Below are 20,826 nucleotides of genomic sequence, written 5' to 3'. Positions count from 1 at the left end.
ACCCCGGTGAGTAGCCATGAGGAACGGGTGGGCGAAAACTGTCCACCCCCACCCGAACACAGCCCGTCCACACCCTCCTCGTAGGAAGTGTTCACATCCCCCACAGGAACGCCAAGCACCGCCCCACGCTTCAAGTTCCGCACCCTGAGACGAGTTGGAGCACGCATGCCCCAGCACGTGCCTTCGTCGTTGCGCGCCACGCATCCGCAGGCGTCGCAGCACCCCCCGGCGCTCCCCCCACCTCCGCGCCGGATCGTTTTCCTCGCTCATCGCGACCTGGGCAACCCGGCCGCCGGGGGCTCCGAGCTCCTGGTCGACCGGCTCGCCGACGGCCTCACCCGGCTCGGCCACCAGGTCACCCTGCTGTGCGGGGGTCCCGCCTCGTACCGCGACTACCGGGTCGTCTCCGCGGGCGGCGAGCTCGGTCACTTCCTGCGCGCCCGCTCCGCCTTCTCCCGCCAGGTCGGCGACTGCGATCTGCTGGTCGAGGTCTGCAACGGGATGCCGTACTTCGCGCCCGTGTGGCACCGCGGTCCCACGCTGTGCCTGGTCAACCACGTCCACACCGACCTGTGGAAGATGCGGTTCGGCGGGCCGATGGCGCCTGCCGCGCGGCTCGGCCGAAGACTCGAACACTGGGCGCTGACCGGTGCGCAGCACCGGAGTCTGCTGGTGGCCGTGTCGCCGTCGACCGCGCACGCGCTGCGGGCGATCGGCGTGGAGCGGGAGCGTATCCGGGTCGTCCACAACGGGGTCGAGGAGCCGGGGCCGCGGGCCGACCGGTCGCCGGAGCCGCTGTTCGTCGCCGTCGGGCGGCTGGTCGAGTACAAGCGGATCGATCTGCTGCTGCGGCTGTGGGAGCGGGTGCGTCCCGTGACCGGAGGGCGTCTTGTCATCGTCGGTGACGGGCCCGAACGCGAGCGGCTGGAGCAACTCGCGGGTCCCGGCGTCGAGTTCGCGGGCCATGCCTCCGAGGCCGAGAAGCACCGGCTGCTGTGCGAGGCGTGGCTGCTGATGCATCCGTCCGCGGTCGAGGGCTGGGGGCTGGTCGTCACGGAGGCCGCCGCCCGGGAGACGCCCACGGTCGCCTTCGACGTGCCCGGACTCCGGGACTCCGTCGTGGACGGGGAGACGGGTGTGCTGGCGCGGGGTGAGTCCTCGTTCGCCGCCGCGTGGTGCACGCTCGCACTGTCCGGGGAGCGCCGGGAGCTGATGGGCAAGAGCGCCCGGGAGCACGCGGCACGCTACCGCTGGGACCGGACCGTCAGACAGTTCCGTGCGGTTGCCGCCGAGGCGGTGAGGGGCTGGACGCCATGACGGGCACCAGTCTCAAGGATCCGTCCATCCGCAGATCGGTGGCCCTCTTCCGCGCCTTCCGCCACGAGCAGGAGGACCCCGAAGCCTGCTACTCCCTCCTCGCCCGCGACTCCGTCGACCAGGTCGAGGCCTACGACGGCCCCGTCGCCGGACGCACCGTCGTCGACGTCGGCGGCGGCAGCGGGTGCTTCACCGAGGAGTTCCGCCGGCGCGGCGCCCACGCCTACCTCTTCGAACCCGACGTACGGGAACTCGGGGACAAGCCGCCCGACGGGGCCGTGATCGCCGACGGGTACCTGCTGCCGCTGTACGACGGGGTCGCGGACGTCACCTTCTCCTCCAACGTCCTGGAGCACGTCGCCGATCCGCAGACCTTCGTCAGCGAGCTGGTGCGGGTGACGCGGCCCGGCGGGCTGATCTACCTGTCGTTCACCAACTGGCTGTCCCCGTGGGGCGGCCACGAGTGGGCGCCCTGGCACTACCTGGGCGCCGAGCGGGCGCGGGCCCGCTACCGGCGCCGTACCGGCAGGGCCGCCAAGCACACCCTCGGCGAGAACCTGTTCGCCGTGCACATCGGCCCCACCCTCCGGCAGGTGCGCGCCCGTGACGACGTCCGGGTCGTCTCGGCGCGCTCCCGCTACTGGCCGTTCCTCGCCGAGACCGTGGTGAAGGCGCCCGGTCTCCGCGAGGTGGCCACCTGGAACCTCCTCCTCATCCTCCGGCGGTGTCCACCATGACGACGTCCACGGTCCAGGCCCCTCCTCCGGCCGCCGTCCCCTCCACCGCGCGCATGTCGGGCCCGCCGGAGGGCCCGCGGTCACGTCGGTGGCTGGTGGGGTTCTGGGCCGTGGTGTTCGTGCTGTTGCTGGCGGTGCACCCGGGGCGGCAGACCTTCGACACCAAGCTGGGTGTGACCGTCGACCCGGGGCGGTTCTTCGACGATCTCGGGCAGTTGTGGCAGGACCAGGGGTCCTTCGGCGGGATCTCCGACCAGTACGCCGGTTATCTGTGGCCGATGCTGCCGTTCTACTGGCTGGCCCACGCGGTACGGCTGCCGGTGTGGCTGGCGGAGCGGCTGTGGCTGTCGCTGATCGTGTCGGTCGCCTTCTGGGGCGCGCTGCGGCTGGCGGAGCGGCTACGGATCGGCAGCGGCGGGTCGCGGCTGCTCGCGGCCGTCGCGTACGCGCTCTGGCCGGTCTTCACGATCGTCATCGGGTCGACGTCGGCCGCCGCGCTGCCCGGCGCCTTCCTGCCGTGGGTGCTGCTGCCGCTGACGGACGAGCGGTACAGCGCGCGGGTCGCGGCCGTACGGTCGGCGCTGGTCATCCCGTTCATGGGCGGGGTGAACGCGGCCGCCACCCTGGCCTCCCTGCTGCCCGTCGGCCTGTATCTGCTGACCCGGCCACCGGGACCGCGGCAGAGAAAGCTCCTCGCCTGGTGGGTGCCGGGCGTGATCCTGGCGACCGCCTGGTGGTGGATCCCGCTGCTGCTGCTCGGGGTCTACGGCGAGAACTTCCTGCCGTACGTCGAGAGCGCGCAGACCACCACCGAGACCATGTCGGCGACGGAGGCGCTGCGTGGCGCCGGGAACTGGGTCGCCTATCTGCACTTCGGTGAGGCGTGGCTGCCCGCCGGGTGGACGGTCGTGTCCTCGGTGATCGTGATCGTCTGCTCGGCGCTGGCCGCCGGGCTCGGGCTGGCGGGCCTGGCGCGGCGGGATCTGCCGGAGCGGCGCTGGCTGACGCTGACGGTGATCGTGGCGGCGCTGATCCTGCTCGCCGGGTACGGCGGCGGGTTCGGGGCGCCCTTCCACGGGGTCGTGCAGGACTGGCTGAACGGAGGGCTCGCGCCCTTCCGGAACATCTACAAGTTCCAGACGGGACTTGCCCTGGCCCTGGTGCTGGGGCTCGCCCATCTCGTCGGGGTGGCCGTCGAGGCGCGCGGGGCGCGGCCGGTGCGCGGCCGGCGGTTCGCGCCGCTGGTCGCCGCGGTGCTGATCCTGCCGGGGCTCATGTGGCCGTACCTCAACGGGTCGATCCTGAACCCGGGTTCCTTCCAGGAGATCCCCAGGTACTGGAAGTCGACGGCGACCTGGCTGGAGAAGTTCTCCCCGGACGCCCGCGCCCTGGTCGTGCCGGCGACCGCGCACGGCATCTACACCTGGGGCTCGACCATCGACCAGCCGCTGGATGTGGTCGCCAAGTCCCGCTGGGCGCAGCGGGACTACGTCCCCTTCGGCACGGCCGGCAACCGGCGGGCCATGGACGCCGTGGAGCAGGCGCTGACGAGCGGCGGCGAAGTCCCGGGACTGGCCGACTTCCTGGCCCGCTCGGGCATCCGTTACGTCGTCGTCCGCAACGACCTCGACCCCGACCAGATCGGCTATGTGCCGACGACGACGGTCAAGCGGACCCTGGAGCAGTCCGGGTACAAGCGGGTCATCGGCTATGGGCCGATCATGACCGGCGGCCGGATCGTGCACGACGCGCCGCTCGCGGTCGAGGGGCTGTACCCGCGGCAGCGGGCGGTGGAGATCTACATGCCGCCCGACGGCACCCAGAACCCCGGCCACGCCGGACTGCTGCCGGTCGCGGACACCGCCGTCGTCTCCGGCGGCCCCGAGGCGCTGCTGCCGCTCGCGTCCGAGCTGCGCGGCCGGGCGACCGTGCTGACCGGCGACAACCACCCCGGCCTCGGCACCCCGCAGCTCCAGATCACCGGCGACGGTCTGCGCCGCGCCGACACCCGGTTCGGCCTGGTCGACAACAACACGTCGTACACGTACACCAGCGGCGAGCGCAACGCGCCCGACGCCTCCGCGGACGCCGGGGAGAAACCGCACCAGATCCTGCCGGCCAAGGGCCTCGACCACCAGACGGTGGCCCAACTGCGCGGCGCGAGCTCGGTGACGGCGTCCTCGTACGGCAACTGGCTGTTCCATCTGCCGCAGTTCGACCCCGTCAACGCCTTCGACGGCAACCCCGACACCGTCTGGGTGGAGGGCTCACTGGGCTCTGCGGACGGCCAGTGGCTGCGGATCGGGTTCTCCGACGACGAGTACGACATGCCGGCGTCGTTCAAGGTGACGCCGCTGCCGCAGCAGAGCGTGCGGGCGGCGCCGACCGAGGTGCGGGTGGAGACGGAGAAGGGGGCCCGGACCAGTTTCCTGCGCCCCGACGGCATGACGCAGTCGGTCAAGGCGCCGAGCGGGCCGACGAGTTGGATGAAGCTGACGATCCTCGACTCGGTGGAACGCCGCTCCGGGCTGCTGGGCGCGGGCTTCTCCGAGATCGATCTGCCGGACGTCCAGGTCACCCGGCTTCTGCGGCTCCCCACCGACGCCGCCGACACCGACGCCGCCGCCGAGCTGGTCTCCCTGCACCGCGCGGCCGACGGCACCGAGGCCGGCCTGCACCGCCGCTTCTCCACGGCGGCGGCGGGCACCTACCAGGTGAAGGCGAGCGCGACCACCGTGCCGGGTCCGGAACTCGACCGGCTGCTGTACGAGGTCGCGCCCGACCAGGACAACCGCATCGTCGCCACCGCAGACTCCACGGCCGCCCTGGGCACCGGCCTGTCGGCCCGCAACCTCACCGACGGCGACCTGACCACGGCGTGGATCGCGGGCGACCGCCCCACCATCCACCTCAGCTGGAACGGGAAGCAGCCGGTCAGTGAGCTGGTCCTGGCCCCGGCCGGAGGCCTCGCCACCCGTCCCACCCAGGTCGCCGTCAGCTCCCCCGACGGCTCGACCACCGCCGGCGTCGACGAGAACGGCTGGGTGCGCTTCCCGGCGATCACCACCGACCGCCTCGACATCACGATCACCGACACGGCCCCGGTCACCCTCTACAACCCGGTCGTCGACGAGAACCTGCGCCTCCCGGTGGGTCTGACCGAGGCCTACATCCCCTCCCTCGACCAGTACCGCACACCCCAGCCGCGCGACACCCGCACGTTCTCCCTGCCGTGCGGCGAGGGACCGGTGGTGTCGGTGGACGGCGAGCTGTACCGGACGAGCGTGCGGGGCACGGTCGCGGACCTGCGGGAGCGCCGACCGGTGTCGGTGACGCTCTGCCAGGAGGGGCGCACGGACGCCGAGTTGGAGCTGTCGGCCGGTGCGCACCGGGTCGAGGGCGGTGACGCGGGCCCCCTGGCCCTCACCGACGTCACCCTGACCCGCGGCACGGTCACCGAGCCCACCCCGGCGGGCCGTGACCTGAGGACACGGGACTGGCTCGGCGACCGCCGCGAGGTGACGGTCGGCTCGGGCGCGGCCACCTATCTGACGACGTACGAGAACTACAACGACGGCTGGAAGGCCACGCTGAACGGCAGGGAACTCTCGCCGGTACGGCTCGACGGCTGGCAGCAGGGCTGGCGGATACCGGCCGGTGCGGGCGGCGTGGTCAAGCTGTCGTACGAGCCGGCGGTGACCTACGACGGCGCCCTGATCGGCAGCGGTGTGGCGCTGCTGGTCCTGCTGGGCCTCGCCCTGTGGCGGCGGCGCTCCCCCAACCCCGACGAGCCGCAGCCGCCGGCCGCGCCGCCGGGGCTGTGGCTGGGCACGGTCGCGCTCACGCTGGTGGGTGTGGTGATCGCCGGATGGTTCGCCCTGCTGGTCCCGGCGCTCGCGCTGCTGGCGTACCGGCGGCACGAGTGGCTCGTCCCGATCGCGTTCGTCGCCCTCGCGGGGGCCGGGATCGCGGCGGCCACGGGGGCCGGTGAGCCGGTCGCGTCGGGTGCGGGGGCGTTCGGGCGGGCGGCCCAACTGCTGGCGCTGATCGGGTTGTTCGCGGCGGTGGTGAGCACCCGCGCACCACGCGTTCCGGACGACGACGGGGCCGTCGGCGAGTCGGAGGCGCCGACGCAGGTGCTGCCCAGGGTGCCAGGGGCCGAAGGGGGAGAGAAGGCGTGAGGACCATTCCGTTCCCGGTCGTGGACGAGGTCGCCCGGCACTGCCTCCAGGAGGAGGAGCCGGAGACCGTCCACATCGAGGTCCACCTCCCGGGCCGCCTGGACCCGGCGGGCCTGCGCAAGGCGTTCCACGAGGCCCTGCTGCGCCACCCGCGCATCCTGATGCGGGAGGCGCGGGGGCGGTGGTACCGGCGCCGGTACGCGTGGGAACTGACCGAGCGGCCGGACGTGGAGGTGGTGTCGTTCCCGGCGCCGGGGCGGGACGCGCTGCGGGACGCGCGGACGCGTGCGCTGACCACGGCCCCGCCGCTGACGGATTCACCGCCGGTGCGGTTGGAGGTGGTGGAACGGGTGGGCCAAGTGGAGGGCAGCGAGGCCACGGACGCCGTCGGCCTGTCCCCGCAGCTCCGCCCGGGACGGCGGCCGGTCGGCTCGAAGGGAACCGTTCTGTTCCTCACCATCAACCACACCGCCCTCGACGGCCCCGCCTGCCTCCGCGTCCTCGCCACGGCGGCCGAGATCTACGGCGGCAAGGACAACTCCCCCACCGCACCACCCACCCGCACCGCGGAGGCCCCCCGCGACGGGACACCGGCCCCTTCCAACTGGTCACCCCCCGCCCGAGTGGCCCCCGGCACCCCCGAGCCCTCCCCCGGCAACGGCATGCTCGTCACCGAACTTGCCCTCCCCCACCGCCCCAAGGGCGCCCCCTACACCGTGAACGACCAGCTCATGGTCACCACGGCCCTGACGATCGCCCACTGGAACAGGGAACACGGCGCCCACCCCCGCCCGCTGCGCATCACGATGCCGGTCGACGACCGCCCCCGGGATCTCACGATGCCCATCGGCAACGGCACCCGCCTCGTCGAAGTCCCGTTCTCCCCGGACGAGTTGAAGGAACCCGACATCCAGCCCCTGCTCGCCCGCACAGCGACCCGCACCCGTGCCCTCAAGTCCCTCCCCCGCCCCCAACTCGGCCACGGCGCCGCCCTCCTGACCGCGCCCGTCACCCCCGTGGCCTGGCGCGCGGCACTCACCCGAGGTCTGCGCCGGGCCGCCGCGCCCTGGACGTCGACGACCCTCCTCAGCAACATCGGCCGCATCCCGTACCCCCTGGACTTCGGCGAGGAGGCGGGCCGCGCGCACGCGGTGTGGTTCTCGGCGCCGGCCCGGATGCCCCGCGGCCTCACCGTCACCACCGCGTCCACGGCCGGCCGGCTGCACCTCGCCCTGCGCTGGTCGCGTTCCCTGCTCAGCCACGGCGACGGCGCCCATCTGCGCGATCTGTTCGAGCACTACTTGCACACCACGGACGTGGAGCAGTCATGACCACCGCCCCGGCCGAGCCCCGCGACCTGCGCGACTTCTACGAGGACCCCGCCGTCCCGGTCGCCTCCGGCACCCCCCGCAGCCTCCGCCAGGCCCGCATGCTGGCGGCGGCACTGAGCGAACCGGCACGGACGATCCTGGACATCGGCTGCGGCGACGGAACAGCCGCCGCCACCGCCGCGCCCCTCCTCCCCGGCCACCGTCTCGTCGGCGTCGACTGGTCCCAGGACGCCCTGCGCCGCGCCCGCACCCGGCTGCCGCACGCCGTCCGCGGCGAACTCACCGGCGGCGGGCTGCCGTTCGGCACCGAGTCCATCGATGCCGTGCTGTTCAGCGAGGTGATCGAGCACCTCGTCGACCCGGACTCGGCGCTGGACGAGATCCGTCGCGTGCTGCGCCCCGGAGGCCATCTCATGCTGTCCACACCGAACTTGGCGGCCTGGTACAACCGGGCGCTGCTGCTCGCCGGGGTCCAGCCGGTGTTCTCCGAGGTCAGCCTGCGCGCCGTCCACGGGCGTCCGGGGCGGGAGGTGGTGGGGCACCTGCGGCTCTACACGGCCCGCGCGCTGCGGGAGTTCGTCGCCGCGGCCGGCTTCACCGTCGTACGCCTGGAAGGAGCCCCCTTCCACGGGGTGCCGCGGCCGTTGCGGCCGCTGGACCGGCTGGCGTGCCACAGACCGTCCCTGGCTTCGATCCTGTTGTTGCACGCGCGGAAGACCTAGGGGGCGTGGACCATGTGGTGGGGAGTGGCGGCGGCCCTGCTGGCGAACAGCCTGTACAGCATCGGTTTCGTCCTGGAGAAACGGGCGTTGAGCTCCCTGCCGGAGGTGTCGATCCGGCAGCCCGCCCGGCTGCTGCGGCTGGTGCTCGGCAGTCCGCTGTGGATCGGCGGGTCGCTGGCGCTGGCCGCCGGGTTCGGGGCGCAGCTCGTCGTCTACCGGACGCTGCCGATCGCCGCCGCGCAGGGCATCTTCGTCTCCGGCCTGGTGCTGCTGGTGCTGCTGTCGGCGCGGCTGCTGGGCGAGGAGACGACCGGGCGGGAGCGGTACGCGCTCGGGGCGATCCTCGCTGCGCTGCTGATGGTGGTGCTGTCGCTGGACGAGAGCGCGGACTCCGTGAGCCAGGCGGCCCCGTACCCGTTGATCCTGCTGGTGTGCGTGCCGTCGCTGGCGGCCGGGGTATGGCTGTACGGGGCGGCGGAGCGGCGGTCCCGGCACCGGCACCGGCTGCCGACCACCGGCGTCGAGTACGGCGTGGCGGTGGGCCTCCTCTACGGGGTGAGCTCGCTGGCCATCAAGGGGGTGTCCACCCGGCTGACATCGAGTGGGCTCGGGGCGGCCGTCGTCGACGTGCTGCGCTCCCCGTACCCGTATCTCCTGCTGTTCACCGGCGCGTTCGGGCTCGTGATGTCGCAGGCGGCGCTGCAGCGCTGCCGGGCCTCGCTGATCGTGCCGGTGTGCACGACGGTGACCTGCCTGTTCACGGCGGTGCTCGGCACGCTGTCGTTCGGCGAGACGCTGCCGCACGACCCGCTGCGGCTCGCGCTGCGCCTCGCGGGCACGGTCCTCGCCGTCGCCGTCCTGCTGTCCATGCCCAGGCACGACCAGCAACCGAACCCTCAACCCCCCATCGGAGCCAAGGAGTTGACACCCCCATGAACCCCGACGACCCACTGCTCCAGATCCTGGCGTGCCCCCTCGACAAGGGCCCGCTGCACCTGGTCCTGCCGGACGGCCCGGCGGCCCCGGACGAGGTCCTCTACAACCCGCGGCTGCGCCGCCGCTACCCGATCGTCGACGGCATCCCGCAGTTGCTGCCCGCGTCCGGGGAGCAGGTGTCGGACGACGAGCACGAGGAGCTGCTCAAGCGGATGGCACCGGCGACACGGTCGACACCGGCGACACGGACGACACGGACGACACGGACGACACGGACGACACGGACGACACCATGACGCTCGCCGCGCGCATCGCCCCGCTGCTGCCCGACCGGCTGGTGGCGGCCCTCGCCCGGGCCGTCTATCCGCGCTTCGAGCCGGAGCTGGCCCGGCTGCCCGAGCTGTGCCCGGACGGGTGCGGTACGGCCGTGGACGTCGGCGGCTGGTACGGGCCGTGGACGCGCCGGCTGGCGGGGCGGGCCCGCCGGGTGGTGACCGTGGAGCCGGTGCCGCGGCTGGCCCGGCTGCTCGCCGCGACCGCCCCGCCCAACGTCCGGGTCGTCCAGGCCGCCGCGGCCGAACGCCCCGGCACCGCCCGGCTCTGGCTGCCCCCGGACGACACGGGTGCGCGCGGGGTGTCGTCGCTGGTCCGCCGGGACATCCACGGGCGGGCGCTGCCGGTCGGCTGTGTCACCCTCGACGAACTCGGCCTGAAGGACGTCGGGTTCATGAAGGTCGACGTGGACGGCAGCGAGCTGGCGGTGCTGCGCGGCGCGACCGGCATCCTGGCCCGCGACCGTCCGGCGCTCTTCGTCGAGCTGGAGTCCCGCATCCAGCCGATCGGCCCGGTGGTGACGTATCTGGCGCTGCTGGACTACGAGGGCTGGGTGCTGCCGGGCGACACCTGGGTGCCGCTCCGCTCCTTCCCGCTGGAGGCCCACCAGGAGGGTGCCGCGTACGTCGTCTCCCGCGGTCTGCTGCGGCGCGTGCTGCCGTTCCGGGGTCCGCGGTACGTGAACTCGGTCCTGTTCCTCCCGGACGGCCGCCGTCCGGGCGACGGCGTCGGCGACCATGGGACGCATGCCCTCCGCAAAGCCCGCCGCCAGCCCCTTCGGCCCCGTTGACTTCCAGCTGGTCCTGCTGCGCCGCATGGCCGACCACAACCCGGACCTCGTCGAGGACGCCCGCCGTGACCTCGGTGTCTCCCCGGCGGAGATGCGCGAGGCGAACAGACGCTGGCAGACCATGCTCCACTCCCCCCGCGCCCGGTCCGCCGCGTCCCGCTACCGCTCGGTCCTCGGCACCCCCGGGACGGTGCTCACCCGCACGGTCGGCGACATGGTGTGCGAGGCCTGGCTGTGGCCGCTGCCGCTCTGGCCCGACCTGCGCTTCGAGGTGCTGCTGGCGCCGACGGGGACGGCGGTGTGGAACGAGTGGCTGGTGCGGGCGCCGGGGGCGCCGGGCCCGGCCCTGCGCACGCTGGACGACCTCACGCCCTGGTCGTGCACGGTCGACGAGGCGGCCCGGGCGTTCGCCCCGGCCCGCCCCCTGGAGGGCACGGCCCCGACGAGGTGGGGGCTGGCGTTCACGGTGCCGGACGCGGCGGGCGTACGCCGGGAGTGCGCGGCGGAGTTCACCTGGGGCCTGTTGCAGCGGGTGGCGGTGCGCTGAGCGCCCCGGCCGCTAACGGCGGCCGGGGGGTGCGTACGGCCCCTCGGCCGCCGCCAGCACCGCCTCCACCACCCTCGGCACGGACTCCGGGTGCAGGAAGAGGAAGAGGTTCGGCTCGACGAGCTCCAGCTCCATCACCACCGGCTCCCCGTCGTCCCCGTCGACCAGGTCCACGCGCGCGTACAGCAGCTCGGGGGCGTCCGGTACGGCGGCCAGGGCGCGCTCGGCGACGTCCAGCTCGGCCGGTGTCGCCGTCCACGGCTCCAGGCCCGGGTGGGCGACCTTGTCCGCGTCGAAGGCCGTGCCGGGCGCGAGGACGGCCCGCTTCCGGCTGGCGTGCAGCAGCCGCCCGCCGAAGAACTGCAACGCCCGCTCCCCGCCGGTGTCGATGCCCCGCATGTACGGCTGGATCATCGCGGTGAAACCCTCCGCGTGCATCCGCTCCAGATGCCCTACGGCCGTGTCGTGCTGCTCGGCCGTGTACCGCGCGGCATAACGGGCGCCCGCCCCGGAGGTCGGCTTCACCACGTACTCGTGACCGTCGGGCAGCACGACGGCGTCCCCCGGCGCGAGATACGACGTGGGCACGGTCGGCACGCCGGCCGCGGCCAGCTCGCCGAGGTACCGCTTGTCGCCGCTCCAGCGCACCACGTCGGCGGGGTTGGCGAGCCGGGTCACCTTGCCGACCCGCTCGGTCCAGGCCGTGAACTCGGCGGCCCGCCAGCTGTAGTCCCAGGTGGACCGGATGAGGACCAGGTCGTAGCCGCCCCAGTCGACCTCGGTGTCGTCCCAGCATACGGCCCGGGCGTCGGCCCCGGCGGCCCGCAGCGCCGCCTCCAGCACGGGCAGGTCGCGGTCACGGGAGGGCTCCGGCCGGGGGTCATAGGTGGCGAGGGCGATGCGGGGCACGGACGGGGTCCCTTCTCGTACGGCACGCGGACCACGCGCAGGTTAACCGGCCGCCCCGCAACCGCGGCAACCGGTTTGACCCTCCCCCTCGGTGAAGCCCCAGCATCGAGCCAGGGAGGACGACCATGCTGACGATCGGTGCCTTCGCGAAGGCGTGCCGGCTGTCGCCCAAGGCCCTGCGGCTGTACGACGAGCTGGACCTGCTGCGCCCCGCGCGGGTCGACCCGGACACCGGGTACCGCTACTACACGCCGGCGCAGCTGGAGCAGGCCCGGCTGGTGGCGTGGCTGCGGCGGATCGGGATGCCGCTGGCCCGGGTCCGCGAGGTGTGCGCGCTCGCGCCGGACGCCGCCGCCCGGGAGATCCGCGCGTACTGGGCCCGGGTGGAGGCGGAGACGGACCGGCGCCGGGACCTGGCCGCGTTCCTGATCGACCACCTCAGCACGGGCCGGCCGGAGGAGGAAACCGTGCTGGAACTGCGCCACGCCGCCCGCTCGGACCCCGGCCGGGTCCGCCCGCAGAACCAGGACACGGCGTACTCGGGTGCCCGCCTGCTCGCGGTCGCGGACGGCTTCGGCCCCGGGGGCGCGCCGGTGAGCCGGGCGGCCGTGGAGGCGCTGAGGTCGCTGGAGACACGGGAGATCCCCGCGGGGGACGTCCTCGACCTCCTTCAGGAGACGGTGCGCGGCGCGACGGACGACGTGGCGGACGGCTCCGGGACCACCCTCACCGCCCTGCTCCAGGCGGGCTCCCGCCTCGCCCTGGTCCACATCGGCGACTCGCGCGCGTATCTCCTCCGCGACGGCGCCCTGTTCCGCATCACGCGCGACCACACCCTCGTCCAGTCCCTGATCGACGAGGGCCGTCTGACTCCGGAGGAGGCCACGTCCCATCCCCGGCGCGCCCTCCTCCACAAGGCCCTCGGCACCGCGGACCCGGACCTCCGCCTCCACGACGCGGCCCTTGGCGACCGCTATCTGCTGTGCTCCGACGGCCTGTCGCGCGTGATCCCCGACGCCGGTGTCCGCACCGCCCTCACCACCGCGGCCACCCCCGAGGCGGCCGTCCACGCGCTGATCGGCGCGGCGAACGCCGCGGGCGGCCCGGACAACGTGAGCTGTGCGGTGGCGGACGTGGTGCTACCGGGACGGGTTCGGAGTACGGAAGGATCGTGCTGACGTACGGCGACAGTGAGCGAAGGAGTACCACCGGTGTCCTCCCTATTCCCGGCCCTCACCGACAGCCCGCCCGACCGGCCCGCCCTGCGGTTCGGTGAGCGCTCCCTGACGTACGGCGAGCTCGCCGCCGTCGCCGGTGCCCTCGCGGGGCGCATCCGCGGGGCGGGCCGGGTGGCCGTCTGGGCGACGCCGGCGCTGGAGACCGCGGTGGCGGTGGTGGCGGTGCTGGAGGCCGGTGGCGCGGCCGTACCGCTCAACCCCAGGTCCGGTGAGAAGGAGCTGGGACACATCCTGTCCGACAGCGCGCCCTCGCTGGTCCTGGCCGCGCCCGGTGACGAACTGCCGCCCGCGCTCGGGCACTTGGCCCGCCTGGACGTACCGACGCAGGCCACCGGGGAAGACGCCTTCGCGGGCGCCGGCCCGGACGCCGCGGCCGGCACCCCGGCCGGGGCCCCCGCCTCCGGCGCCTCCGCCGAGAGCCCCGCCCTCGTCGTCTACACCTCCGGCACCACCGGCCCACCCAAGGGCGCCGTCCTCCCGCGCCGGGCGATCGCCGCGACGCTGGACGCGCTCGCCGACGCCTGGCAGTGGACCGGCGCGGACGTGCTCGTGCACGGGCTGCCGCTGTTCCATGTGCACGGCCTGGTGCTGGGCATCCTGGGCCCGCTGCGCGGCGGCGGCTCGGTGCGTCACCTGGGCCGGTTCACCACGGAGGGCGTGGCACGGGAACTGAACGACTGCGCGACCATGGTGTTCGGGGTGCCGACGATGTACCACCGGATCGCCCAGGCCCTCCCCGGCGAACCGGGGCTGGCGAAGGCACTGGGCCGGGCCCGGCTGCTGGTCTCCGGCTCCGCGGCCCTGCCCGTGCACGACCACGAGCGCATCACGGCCGCGACCGGCCGCCGGGTGATCGAGCGGTACGGCATGACGGAGACGCTGATGAACACCAGCGTGCGCGCGGACGGGGAAGCGCGGGCCGGCACCGTGGGCGTCCCGCTGCCGGGCGTGGAGCTGCGGCTGGTGGAGGAGGACGGGACGCCGATCACGTCGTACGACGGCGAGACGGTGGGCGAGATCCAGGTGCGCGGGGCGAACCTGTTCACGGAGTACCTCAACCGTCCCGACGCCACGGCCGCCGCGTTCACGGCGGACGGCTTCTTCCGCACCGGTGACATGGCCGTGCGCGATCCCGACGGATACGTCCGGATCGTCGGCCGCAAGGCCACCGACCTGATCAAGAGCGGGGGTTACAAGATCGGGGCCGGGGAGATCGAGAACGCGCTCCTCGAACATCCGGGGGTGCGGGAGGCGGCGGTGACGGGCGAGCCGGACGCGGACCTGGGTGAGCGGATCGTCGCCTGGATCGTGCCGGACGATCCCCAGTCGCCGCCGGGCGCGGCGGAGTTGGCCGATCATGTGGCCCGCCGCCTCGCCCCGCACAAGCGGCCCCGCGTCGTCCACCACCTCGACTCCCTCCCCCGCAACGACATGGGGAAGATCATGAAGCGGGCCCTGCATGCCTGAGCGTCCGTCCGCCCGCGCCGCACTCGCCCTCGTCACCGACGACTTCACCGAACTACCCGTCCCGGAGCGCGAGTTCGGGGCCGACGGGCCGCTGGCCTGGGAGGGCTACGACGCCTCGCGCACCCGCGCCGCCGAGCGCACCGGCGAGGACGAGTCGGTCGTGTGCGGCACCGGGCGGGTCGAGGGCGTCCGGGCCGTGCTGATCGCCTTCGAGTTCGGCTTCCTCGGCGGCTCGCTCGGGCTGCGCACCGGCGACCGGCTGGAGGCGGCGTACACATATGCCCGCGCACACCGGCTGCCGGTCGTGCCGCTGGTCGCCACGGGCGGCAGCCGGATGCAGGAGGGCATGCTCGCGCTCACCCAGCTCCAGCGGGTGGCACGCCAGTCGGCGCTCACCCGGGAGGCGGGCCTGGCGCAGATCGCCGTCCTGCGCGATCCGGCGACCGGCGGCGGCTGGGCCACCCTCGGCGCCGGCGCCGACGTCACCCTCGCCCTCCCCGGCGCCCAGGTCGGCTTCGCGGGTTCCCGGGTGCGCCCGGCGGACGCCGACCCGGCGGCGTACACGGCGGAGGCGCAGCTCGCGGCGGGCGCGGTGGACGCGGTCGTCCGCCCCGAGGAGTTGCGGGAGGTACTGGGGCGGTGGCTGCGGCTGCTGACACGGCCGAGCGGCGACCCGGCCCCGGTGCCCGCCCCGCTCGGCGCGACCGATCCGCCCGCGACCGGCTGGGACGCGGTCCGCCGCGCCCGCGCCCCGCGACGCCCGCGGGCGACCGCCTATCTGGACGCCTACTTCACCCACCGGCTGCCCCTCTCCGGCGACCGGTGCGGCGGCACCGACCCGGGCATGCTGTGCGGTTTCGGCGAGCGGGACGGCCGTACGGTCGCCTACGCGGCGCAGGACGGGACGGCGACCCGCCCGGCGGGCTACCGGACGGCGACCCGGCTGATCCGGCTCGCGGACCGGCTCGGCATCCCGGTGCTGACGCTGGTGGACACCCCCGGTGCCGCCAATGACGCGGAGGCCGAACGGCAGGGCGTGGGCGCGGCGATCGCGGACCTGTTCCTGACGGTGGCCGCCGCCCGCACCCCGGTCACCACCTTGGTCATCGGCGAGGGCGGCTCCGGCGGCGCCCTGGCCCTGGCGGCGCCCGGCACCACCTGGGCCGCACCGGACAGCTACTTCTCGGTGATCGCCCCCGAACTGGCCGCGGCGATCCTGAAGCGGCCGACGTCGGAGGTCCGGGCCACGGCGGAACAACTGCGCCTGCGGCCACAGGACTTGGCGGAGCTGGGGGTGATCCGAACAGGGGATCAGGTGTTCCCTTGAACAGGTGATCGTCGCTCAGGAGATCGCCCGGGGCGCGAGAGGCGGACGATACTTACGGTGCGCAAGCGACGGGCTGCAGACCGTGGTCGGCGCAGGTCCCACTCAATGCACCTTCGCAAGGAGAACGCACGATCATGAACCTTCTCACCGACATCCTGGCCGGACTCGTCCACTTCGTCGGCTGGCTGGTCTGACGGCAGAGAAAGCCCGACCGCAGCGGCGCCGTCTCCCCGTCCCAGGGAGGCGGCGCCGCCGCATGTCCGGCGACCCCCTGCCCGACTGGGCCTTTATTTTTTCATTACAAGGGACATAAGACACAAAACCCCCATTCAGCCGCTCCCCACACAGCCCCCTCCAACAGGCGCCCCACCCCCGGCCCCCACACGATGCCAGTGAGGCCCGCCGCCCGGCGCGCCCCCCGGTCTGTGCTCTCGGGAGGACCTGCCATGACCGCCAGTCTGGAGCAGCTGCGTCGCTGCCACTTCGCCGTCGACCTGGGGGCGGCGAGGACGCGGGTGTACGTGAAGGGCGCCGGGCTCGTCGTCGACCAGCCGTCCGTCGCCGCCGTCAACACCCGCACCGGCGCGCTGATCGCGGTCGGCGACTTCGCGGAGAAGATGACGGGCCGCACCCCCGACTACATCCGCGTCGTCCGCCCCGTCTCCGGTGGCACGGTCGTCGACATCGAGATGGCCCAGCGCATGCTGCGGCACCTGCTCGGCGACAAGATCCGCCGCTCGCTGCGCCGCAAGCCGATCCTGCGCGCCGCCGCCTGCACCCCGCACGACGCGGACCCGCTCGCCCAGCGCGCCGCCATCGAGACCCTGGTCGGCCTCGGCGCCCGCCGCGTGGAGCTGGTGGACACCCTCATCGCCGCGGCCGTGGGCTGCGGACTGCCCGTGGAGCGGCCCGAGGCGACCATGGTGCTGGTCTGCGGCGCGGCGGCGACCCAGGTCGCCGTCCTCTCCCTCGGCTCGATCGTGAACGCCGTGCGCATCCCGGTCGGCGGCGAGGCCGTGGACCACGCGATCGTCCAGCACCTGCGCCACCAGCACGAGCTGATGCTGCCGAGCCAGTCCGTACGACCGCTCCAGCTCGCCCTGTCCGGCAACGGCCTCACCGCGTCCGGCCCGGCCTCCACCGAGATCCACGGCCGCGACGTGGCCACCGGTCTCGCCCGCTCCGTCCAGGTCGACACCGCCGCCGTCCGCGACGCGATCCAGACCCCGCTCACGGCCGTCCTCGACGGCATCGGCAAGGTGCTGCGGGACTGCCCGCCCGATCTGGTGGCCGACCTCGCCGACCGCGGGATCATGATGGTCGGCGGCAGCGCCCTGCTCCCCGGTTTCGACCAGATGCTGCGCGAGGCGACCGGCATGCCGGTGCACATCGCGGAGCGTCCCGAGGTGTGCGCGGTGGAGGGGCTGGGCGCGATGCTGGAGGGCCGCATCGAGCCGCTGGCGCTGGACCCGATCACCGACTGAGGCGCCCCGTTGACCGGCGAGGACCCGCTCCCACCCCTCCTGGAGGCCGTCCTCAGCGTCGGCACCGACCTCGAACTGCGCACCACCCTCGAGCACATCGTGGACGCGGCGGCCGACCTCACCGGCGCCCGGTACGCCGCGCTCGGGACGGCCGACCCGGGGCAGGACGGGCTCATCGAGATCCGCGCCCCGGGCGCGCCGGCGGCCGGGGCGGCCATGCTCACCGTGCCGATCCACGTGCAGGACGAGGAGTTCGGCACCCTGCACCTCGCGGGCAAGGAGACGTTCACCACCGAGGACGAACAGCTCCTGCACGTCCTCGCCGTCCAGGCCGGCATCGCGATCGGCAACGCCCGCCTGTACGAGGCGGCACGCCAGCGGGAACGGTGGATCGAGGGCGCGGCGGCGGTCACGACGGCCCTGCTGAGCGACGGGCCGGCGGCCGACGCCCTGACGACGGTCGCCGAACGCGCCCGCATCCTCGCCGACGCCTCCGCCGGGGTCATCCTCCAGCCCACCGAGGAGGGCGGCATGGAGATCGTGACGGCCTCCGCGTACGACGACCCCGGTGACATCGTCGGCACCACCATCGCTCCCGGCAGCCCGGTCCTGGAACAACTCCTGGGCGGCGAGCCGGTTTTCGTGGACGACTCGGCGACGGACCCGCGCATGACGACCCGTGTCCGCCACCGCTTCGGGCCCAGCATGATGCTCCCGCTCCAGGCCGGCGGCCGCCTGATCGGCACCCTGGCCCTCCCCCGCCGGCGCGGCGACCGTCCGTACACCTCCGTCGAACGGCTGCTGGCCGTCCAGTTCGCCTCCCAGGCGGCGCTGGCCCTCGTCCTCGCGGACGCCCAGCACAGCCGCGAGCTCCTCGCCGTCTTCGAGGACCGCGACCGCATCGCCCGCGACCTGCACGACCTCGTCGTCCAGCGGCTCTTCGCCACCGGGATGATGCTGGAGTCCGCACAGCGCCGGAGCGGGTCGGAGGACGTCCGGGAGACGCTGGGCCAGGCGGTCGACGAACTCCAGTCGACGATCCAGGAGGTCCGCACGACGATCTTCGCCCTCCAGCAGCCGCCGGCCGACGCGCCGACGACCTTCCGGGGCAGGGTGCTCCGGGAGACGGCGGGGGCGGCGGCGGTCCTGGGGTTCGCGCCCTCGACGCGCTTCACGGGCGCCGTGGAGAGCCGGGTTCCCGAGCAGACCGCCGACCACCTGCTCACCGCCCTGCGCCGCGCCCTCGCCGCCGCGTCCCGGCGGTCCGGCGTCTCCCGCATCGAGGTGACCGTGGACGTGACGGGCACGCTCCCGGACGGACGCGACGGGGTCCGGCTGACGGTGCACGACGACGGAGGGACCGGCGACGGGGGCACGGGCGCGGGCACGGGCACGACGGTGAACTGGCAGGCACCCCTGTGACCGTCCCCCAAAGGTTTCCACCGGCTCCCACGGCCCCCACGGCTCCCACGGCTCCCACGGCTCCCAAAGGGAGGATCAGGCGCTAGGCCACGCCCCGAACCAGCACCGCACCGTCGTCCCCGCCCGGCCGGTGTGCATCCGGACCAGGTCGGCCACCATGTTCACCAGCAGCAGCCCACGCCCGCCGCGCTGGTCCGGCGGGGCCGGGCGGCGCCCCGCCAGGGAATCCGCGAGCAGCCCGGAGTCCCGCACCTCGCACACCACCGCCCCGGACGTGCCGTGCTCCCCAGGCGTCCCGTCCTCCCCCCATACGCGCAGCACCCCCGCCCCGCCCCCGTGCACCACGCTGTTGGTGGTCAGCTCGGCGGCGGCCAGCATCAGGTCCTGCGCGCGGGCCGGGGTGAGGCCGAGGCGGGCGCCCTCGTCGGCGGCGCGGTGGCGGGCCTCGGCCAGCGAACCGCTGCCGAAGGGCAAGGTCAGGGAGCAGGCCTCCGGAGGGGCGGGCAGCGGCCGGTTGTAGCGGGCGACCACGGTGTCGGGCGCGTACCGCCCGCTGTCCGCGGTCCATCCGCCGTGGATGACCGTGGGATGGGTGGCGCAGGCGTCGGCGAGCACCCGGGCGTCGAGGCGCCGGACGTCGTACGGGCACAGGATGGTCACCGCACGGCCTGCGAAGGCCGCGTTGATCAGGGCCTCGTGCTGGACGCAGGCCGGGTACTCCACGGCGGTCCGGCCCGCCCAGATCGGTTCGCCGACGATCCGTACCCGGCGTCCCGGCGGCTGTGCGTCGGCGAAGGCCCGCAGCACGCCGGGGATGATCCGGCCGGGGTTGCGGCCGGCCTCGCGCATGTCGAGGAGGCGTACGGCGTCGGCGTCGGGCCCGAGCCCCTCCCGGACGAGACGGAGGTTCTCGCCGGGCACCGCAACGGCGACGGGCTCCCCCGCGGCGAGCCCTTCGCGGACGAAGCGGAGCAGGCCGTCGAGGTAGTCCCGGGTGTGCCGGTAGAACAGGGCGGGATGGGCGAAGGCACCGGACGTGCCGCCCGGTCCGCGCCCGTCGAGCCCCTCCGGCCCACTCCTGCCACTCATACCGCTCCCCGCTGATCCCGGACGAAACGCGCGTACCCGCCGCCAGGCCGGTCAATCCCCGCCGGACGGGTGTAGCCCGCGACGCGCAGGGCAGGCGCACCTCAGCACCGCCGGGCCCCCGCGGAGCCGGTTCCACGCTCCACGGCCTGTCGCGGGCTGGGAAGGGCACGGCAGGCAGGCGGGTCGTACGGCCGGGGACGACACGGCGTACGACGCCGTGACGACGGACGGGGACCGACGAGGCGGGGACATGGACTCAGCGGCGCACACCTCTCTCGCAGGCCGACTCATCCCCCTGGTCATCCAGGGACGCACGCACGCGGGCCGTGCCGAACTGAGGCCGCGCGGCGAGCTCGTGCACGGCTGCGCGGACGTCCTGGACAGGACGTTGACGACATTGCCGGACGGCGTCCGCCGCGTCGAACTGGACATGGCCGACGTGGTGTTCATGGACACGGCGGGGCTGCAGTTCCTGGACCTGCTCGACGACTACGGCCGCCGCCGGCACATACCGGTGACCACCACGCACTGGAGCGGCCAGCCGCGCCGCATCCTGGAACTGGCCGGCCTGGACACCACCGACCCGCTGAGCACGGCCCCTCGTCCGCCCGGCCCCGGGGCCGCGACCCCCGGGGGCTCCGCGGTGGCCCGGGAACGGGCGGAACAGCTTCATGTGCTGCGCGAGGAGGTCGACCAGCTCCGCCGGGCGATCGTCTCCCGGCCGGTCATCGACCAGGCCCGCGGCATCCTCATGGCCGCGCACGCCTGTACGTCCGAGGACGCCTGGCTGATCCTGCGCACGACCTCCCAGCTCTCCAACACCAAGCTCCACACGGTCGCCGCCGCCCTCACCGCCGGCACCGGGACCGACGGCCCACCGCCGCCGCAGGAGGTCCGCACGGCTCTCCGCACGGCGATCAGGAGCTGTCTGCGCTGACCCCCGGTGGGCCGACCGCAACCGGCCGCCGCGGCAGGCCCGTTGATCAATTCCGCGGC

At 74.1% G+C, this 20,826-nt stretch carries 17 protein-coding genes; 15 read left to right on the top strand and 2 right to left on the bottom strand.

Translation table 11 applies throughout. From position 1 onward, the window contains the following. Positions 1–165 precede the first annotated feature (165 nt). The 9 genes from DI272_RS33975 to DI272_RS33935 are packed head-to-tail and all read left to right on the top strand — an operon-like array spanning position 166 to position 10,894. Positions 166–1,317 carry a glycosyltransferase family 4 protein gene (locus DI272_RS33975; RefSeq protein WP_109499012.1) on the top strand — a complete coding sequence of 384 codons (1,152 nt, stop codon included), beginning with the start codon at positions 166–168 and terminating at the stop codon, positions 1,315–1,317. Further along, complete coding sequence (locus DI272_RS33970; protein WP_109499011.1) at positions 1,314–2,054, top strand: bifunctional 2-polyprenyl-6-hydroxyphenol methylase/3-demethylubiquinol 3-O-methyltransferase UbiG; 741 nt, start codon at positions 1,314–1,316, stop codon at positions 2,052–2,054. Before DI272_RS33975 ends, DI272_RS33970 begins: the two co-directional genes overlap by 4 nt. Further along, the gene (locus DI272_RS33965; RefSeq protein ID WP_109499010.1) at positions 2,051–6,235 is read left to right on the top strand and encodes an alpha-(1->3)-arabinofuranosyltransferase family protein; all 4,185 of its coding nucleotides are present in this window, start codon (positions 2,051–2,053) and stop codon (positions 6,233–6,235) included. Before DI272_RS33970 ends, DI272_RS33965 begins: the two co-directional genes overlap by 4 nt. Next, positions 6,232–7,566, top strand: coding sequence for a condensation protein (locus tag DI272_RS33960; protein ID WP_109499009.1), 1,335 nt, complete (start codon positions 6,232–6,234; stop codon positions 7,564–7,566). Before DI272_RS33965 ends, DI272_RS33960 begins: the two co-directional genes overlap by 4 nt. Beyond that, complete coding sequence (locus tag DI272_RS33955; RefSeq protein ID WP_109499008.1) at positions 7,563–8,288, top strand: class I SAM-dependent methyltransferase; 726 nt, start codon at positions 7,563–7,565, stop codon at positions 8,286–8,288. Before DI272_RS33960 ends, DI272_RS33955 begins: the two co-directional genes overlap by 4 nt. 24 nt (positions 8,289–8,312) lie before the next feature. Then, positions 8,313–9,224, top strand: coding sequence for a hypothetical protein (locus tag DI272_RS33950; protein WP_109499007.1), 912 nt, complete (start codon positions 8,313–8,315; stop codon positions 9,222–9,224). Further along, on the top strand, positions 9,221–9,520 hold the full coding sequence (locus tag DI272_RS33945; RefSeq protein ID WP_258314769.1) for a Trm112 family protein: 300 nt from the start codon (positions 9,221–9,223) through the stop codon (positions 9,518–9,520). The genes DI272_RS33950 and DI272_RS33945 overlap by 4 nt, the downstream gene beginning before the upstream one ends. Beyond that, on the top strand, positions 9,517–10,347 hold the full coding sequence (locus DI272_RS33940) for an FkbM family methyltransferase (protein ID WP_109499006.1): 831 nt from the start codon (positions 9,517–9,519) through the stop codon (positions 10,345–10,347). The genes DI272_RS33945 and DI272_RS33940 overlap by 4 nt, the downstream gene beginning before the upstream one ends. Further along, positions 10,304–10,894 (top strand): hypothetical protein, encoded by a 591-nt coding sequence (locus DI272_RS33935; protein ID WP_375138084.1) that lies wholly within the window; start codon positions 10,304–10,306, stop codon positions 10,892–10,894. Before DI272_RS33940 ends, DI272_RS33935 begins: the two co-directional genes overlap by 44 nt. Before the next feature lie 12 nt (positions 10,895–10,906). Here the strand turns inward: DI272_RS33935 and DI272_RS33930 are convergent, their stop codons facing one another. Beyond that, a complete protein-coding gene (locus tag DI272_RS33930; RefSeq protein WP_109499004.1) occupies positions 10,907–11,803 on the bottom strand; it encodes a RimK family alpha-L-glutamate ligase in 897 nt (298 codons plus the stop codon). A gap of 125 nt (positions 11,804–11,928) precedes the next feature. On the opposite strand from DI272_RS33930, the gene DI272_RS33925 reads away from it, so the two are divergent. The 5 genes from DI272_RS33925 to DI272_RS33905 all read left to right on the top strand — a co-directional run bounded on the left by DI272_RS33925 (position 11,929) and on the right by DI272_RS33905 (position 18,741). Then, positions 11,929–12,981 (top strand): MerR family transcriptional regulator, encoded by a 1,053-nt coding sequence (locus tag DI272_RS33925; protein ID WP_109499003.1) that lies wholly within the window; start codon positions 11,929–11,931, stop codon positions 12,979–12,981. A 33-nt stretch (positions 12,982–13,014) separates the two neighbouring features. Next, complete coding sequence (locus DI272_RS33920) at positions 13,015–14,508, top strand: acyl-CoA synthetase (protein ID WP_109499002.1); 1,494 nt, start codon at positions 13,015–13,017, stop codon at positions 14,506–14,508. After that, on the top strand, positions 14,501–15,835 hold the full coding sequence (locus DI272_RS33915) for a carboxyl transferase domain-containing protein (protein ID WP_109499001.1): 1,335 nt from the start codon (positions 14,501–14,503) through the stop codon (positions 15,833–15,835). The genes DI272_RS33920 and DI272_RS33915 overlap by 8 nt, the downstream gene beginning before the upstream one ends. 446 nt (positions 15,836–16,281) lie before the next feature. Continuing rightward, positions 16,282–17,319, top strand: a complete 1,038-nt coding sequence (locus tag DI272_RS33910; RefSeq protein WP_109499000.1) for a rod shape-determining protein — start codon at positions 16,282–16,284, stop codon at positions 17,317–17,319. Positions 17,320–17,328: 9 nt separating this feature from the next. Further along, the gene (locus DI272_RS33905; RefSeq protein WP_258314768.1) at positions 17,329–18,741 is read left to right on the top strand and encodes a GAF domain-containing protein; all 1,413 of its coding nucleotides are present in this window, start codon (positions 17,329–17,331) and stop codon (positions 18,739–18,741) included. 75 nt (positions 18,742–18,816) lie between these two features. On the opposite strand, the gene DI272_RS33900 is transcribed toward DI272_RS33905, so the two are convergent. Further along, the gene (locus tag DI272_RS33900; RefSeq protein WP_109498999.1) at positions 18,817–19,830 is read right to left on the bottom strand and encodes a sensor histidine kinase; all 1,014 of its coding nucleotides are present in this window, start codon (positions 19,828–19,830) and stop codon (positions 18,817–18,819) included. Between the two features lie 250 nt (positions 19,831–20,080). Here DI272_RS33900 and DI272_RS33895 point away from each other — a divergent pair, with 250 nt between their 5' ends. Then, entirely contained in the window at positions 20,081–20,767 is a 687-nt protein-coding gene (locus DI272_RS33895; protein WP_109498998.1) for an ANTAR domain-containing protein, read from the top strand. Positions 20,768–20,826: the final 59 nt, after the last annotated feature.

The sequence above is a fragment of the Streptomyces sp. Act143 genome (assembly GCF_003143935.1).
GTDB lineage: Bacteria > Actinomycetota > Actinomycetes > Streptomycetales > Streptomycetaceae > Streptomyces.
This window is presented reverse-complemented; position numbering and strand designations above follow the sequence as displayed.

Bases quoted from the DNA above. Each gene is read 5' to 3' on its own strand.
- DI272_RS33975 (WP_109499012.1), top strand. From the start codon at position 166: ATGCCCCAGCACGTGCCTTCGTCGTTGCGCGCCACGCATCCGCAGGCG.
- DI272_RS33970 (WP_109499011.1), top strand. From the start codon at position 1,314: ATGACGGGCACCAGTCTCAAGGATCCGTCCATCCGCAGATCGGTGGCC.
- DI272_RS33965 (WP_109499010.1), top strand. From the start codon at position 2,051: ATGACGACGTCCACGGTCCAGGCCCCTCCTCCGGCCGCCGTCCCCTCC.
- DI272_RS33955 (WP_109499008.1), top strand. From the start codon at position 7,563: ATGACCACCGCCCCGGCCGAGCCCCGCGACCTGCGCGACTTCTACGAG.
- DI272_RS33945 (WP_258314769.1), top strand. From the start codon at position 9,221: ATGAACCCCGACGACCCACTGCTCCAGATCCTGGCGTGCCCCCTCGAC.
- DI272_RS33940 (WP_109499006.1), top strand. From the start codon at position 9,517: ATGACGCTCGCCGCGCGCATCGCCCCGCTGCTGCCCGACCGGCTGGTG.
- DI272_RS33935 (WP_375138084.1), top strand. From the start codon at position 10,304: ATGCCCTCCGCAAAGCCCGCCGCCAGCCCCTTCGGCCCCGTTGACTTC.
- DI272_RS33925 (WP_109499003.1), top strand. From the start codon at position 11,929: ATGCTGACGATCGGTGCCTTCGCGAAGGCGTGCCGGCTGTCGCCCAAG.
- DI272_RS33915 (WP_109499001.1), top strand. From the start codon at position 14,501: ATGCCTGAGCGTCCGTCCGCCCGCGCCGCACTCGCCCTCGTCACCGAC.
- DI272_RS33910 (WP_109499000.1), top strand. From the start codon at position 16,282: ATGACCGCCAGTCTGGAGCAGCTGCGTCGCTGCCACTTCGCCGTCGAC.
- DI272_RS33900 (WP_109498999.1), bottom strand. From the start codon at position 19,830: ATGAGTGGCAGGAGTGGGCCGGAGGGGCTCGACGGGCGCGGACCGGGC.
- DI272_RS33895 (WP_109498998.1), top strand. From the start codon at position 20,081: ATGGACTCAGCGGCGCACACCTCTCTCGCAGGCCGACTCATCCCCCTG.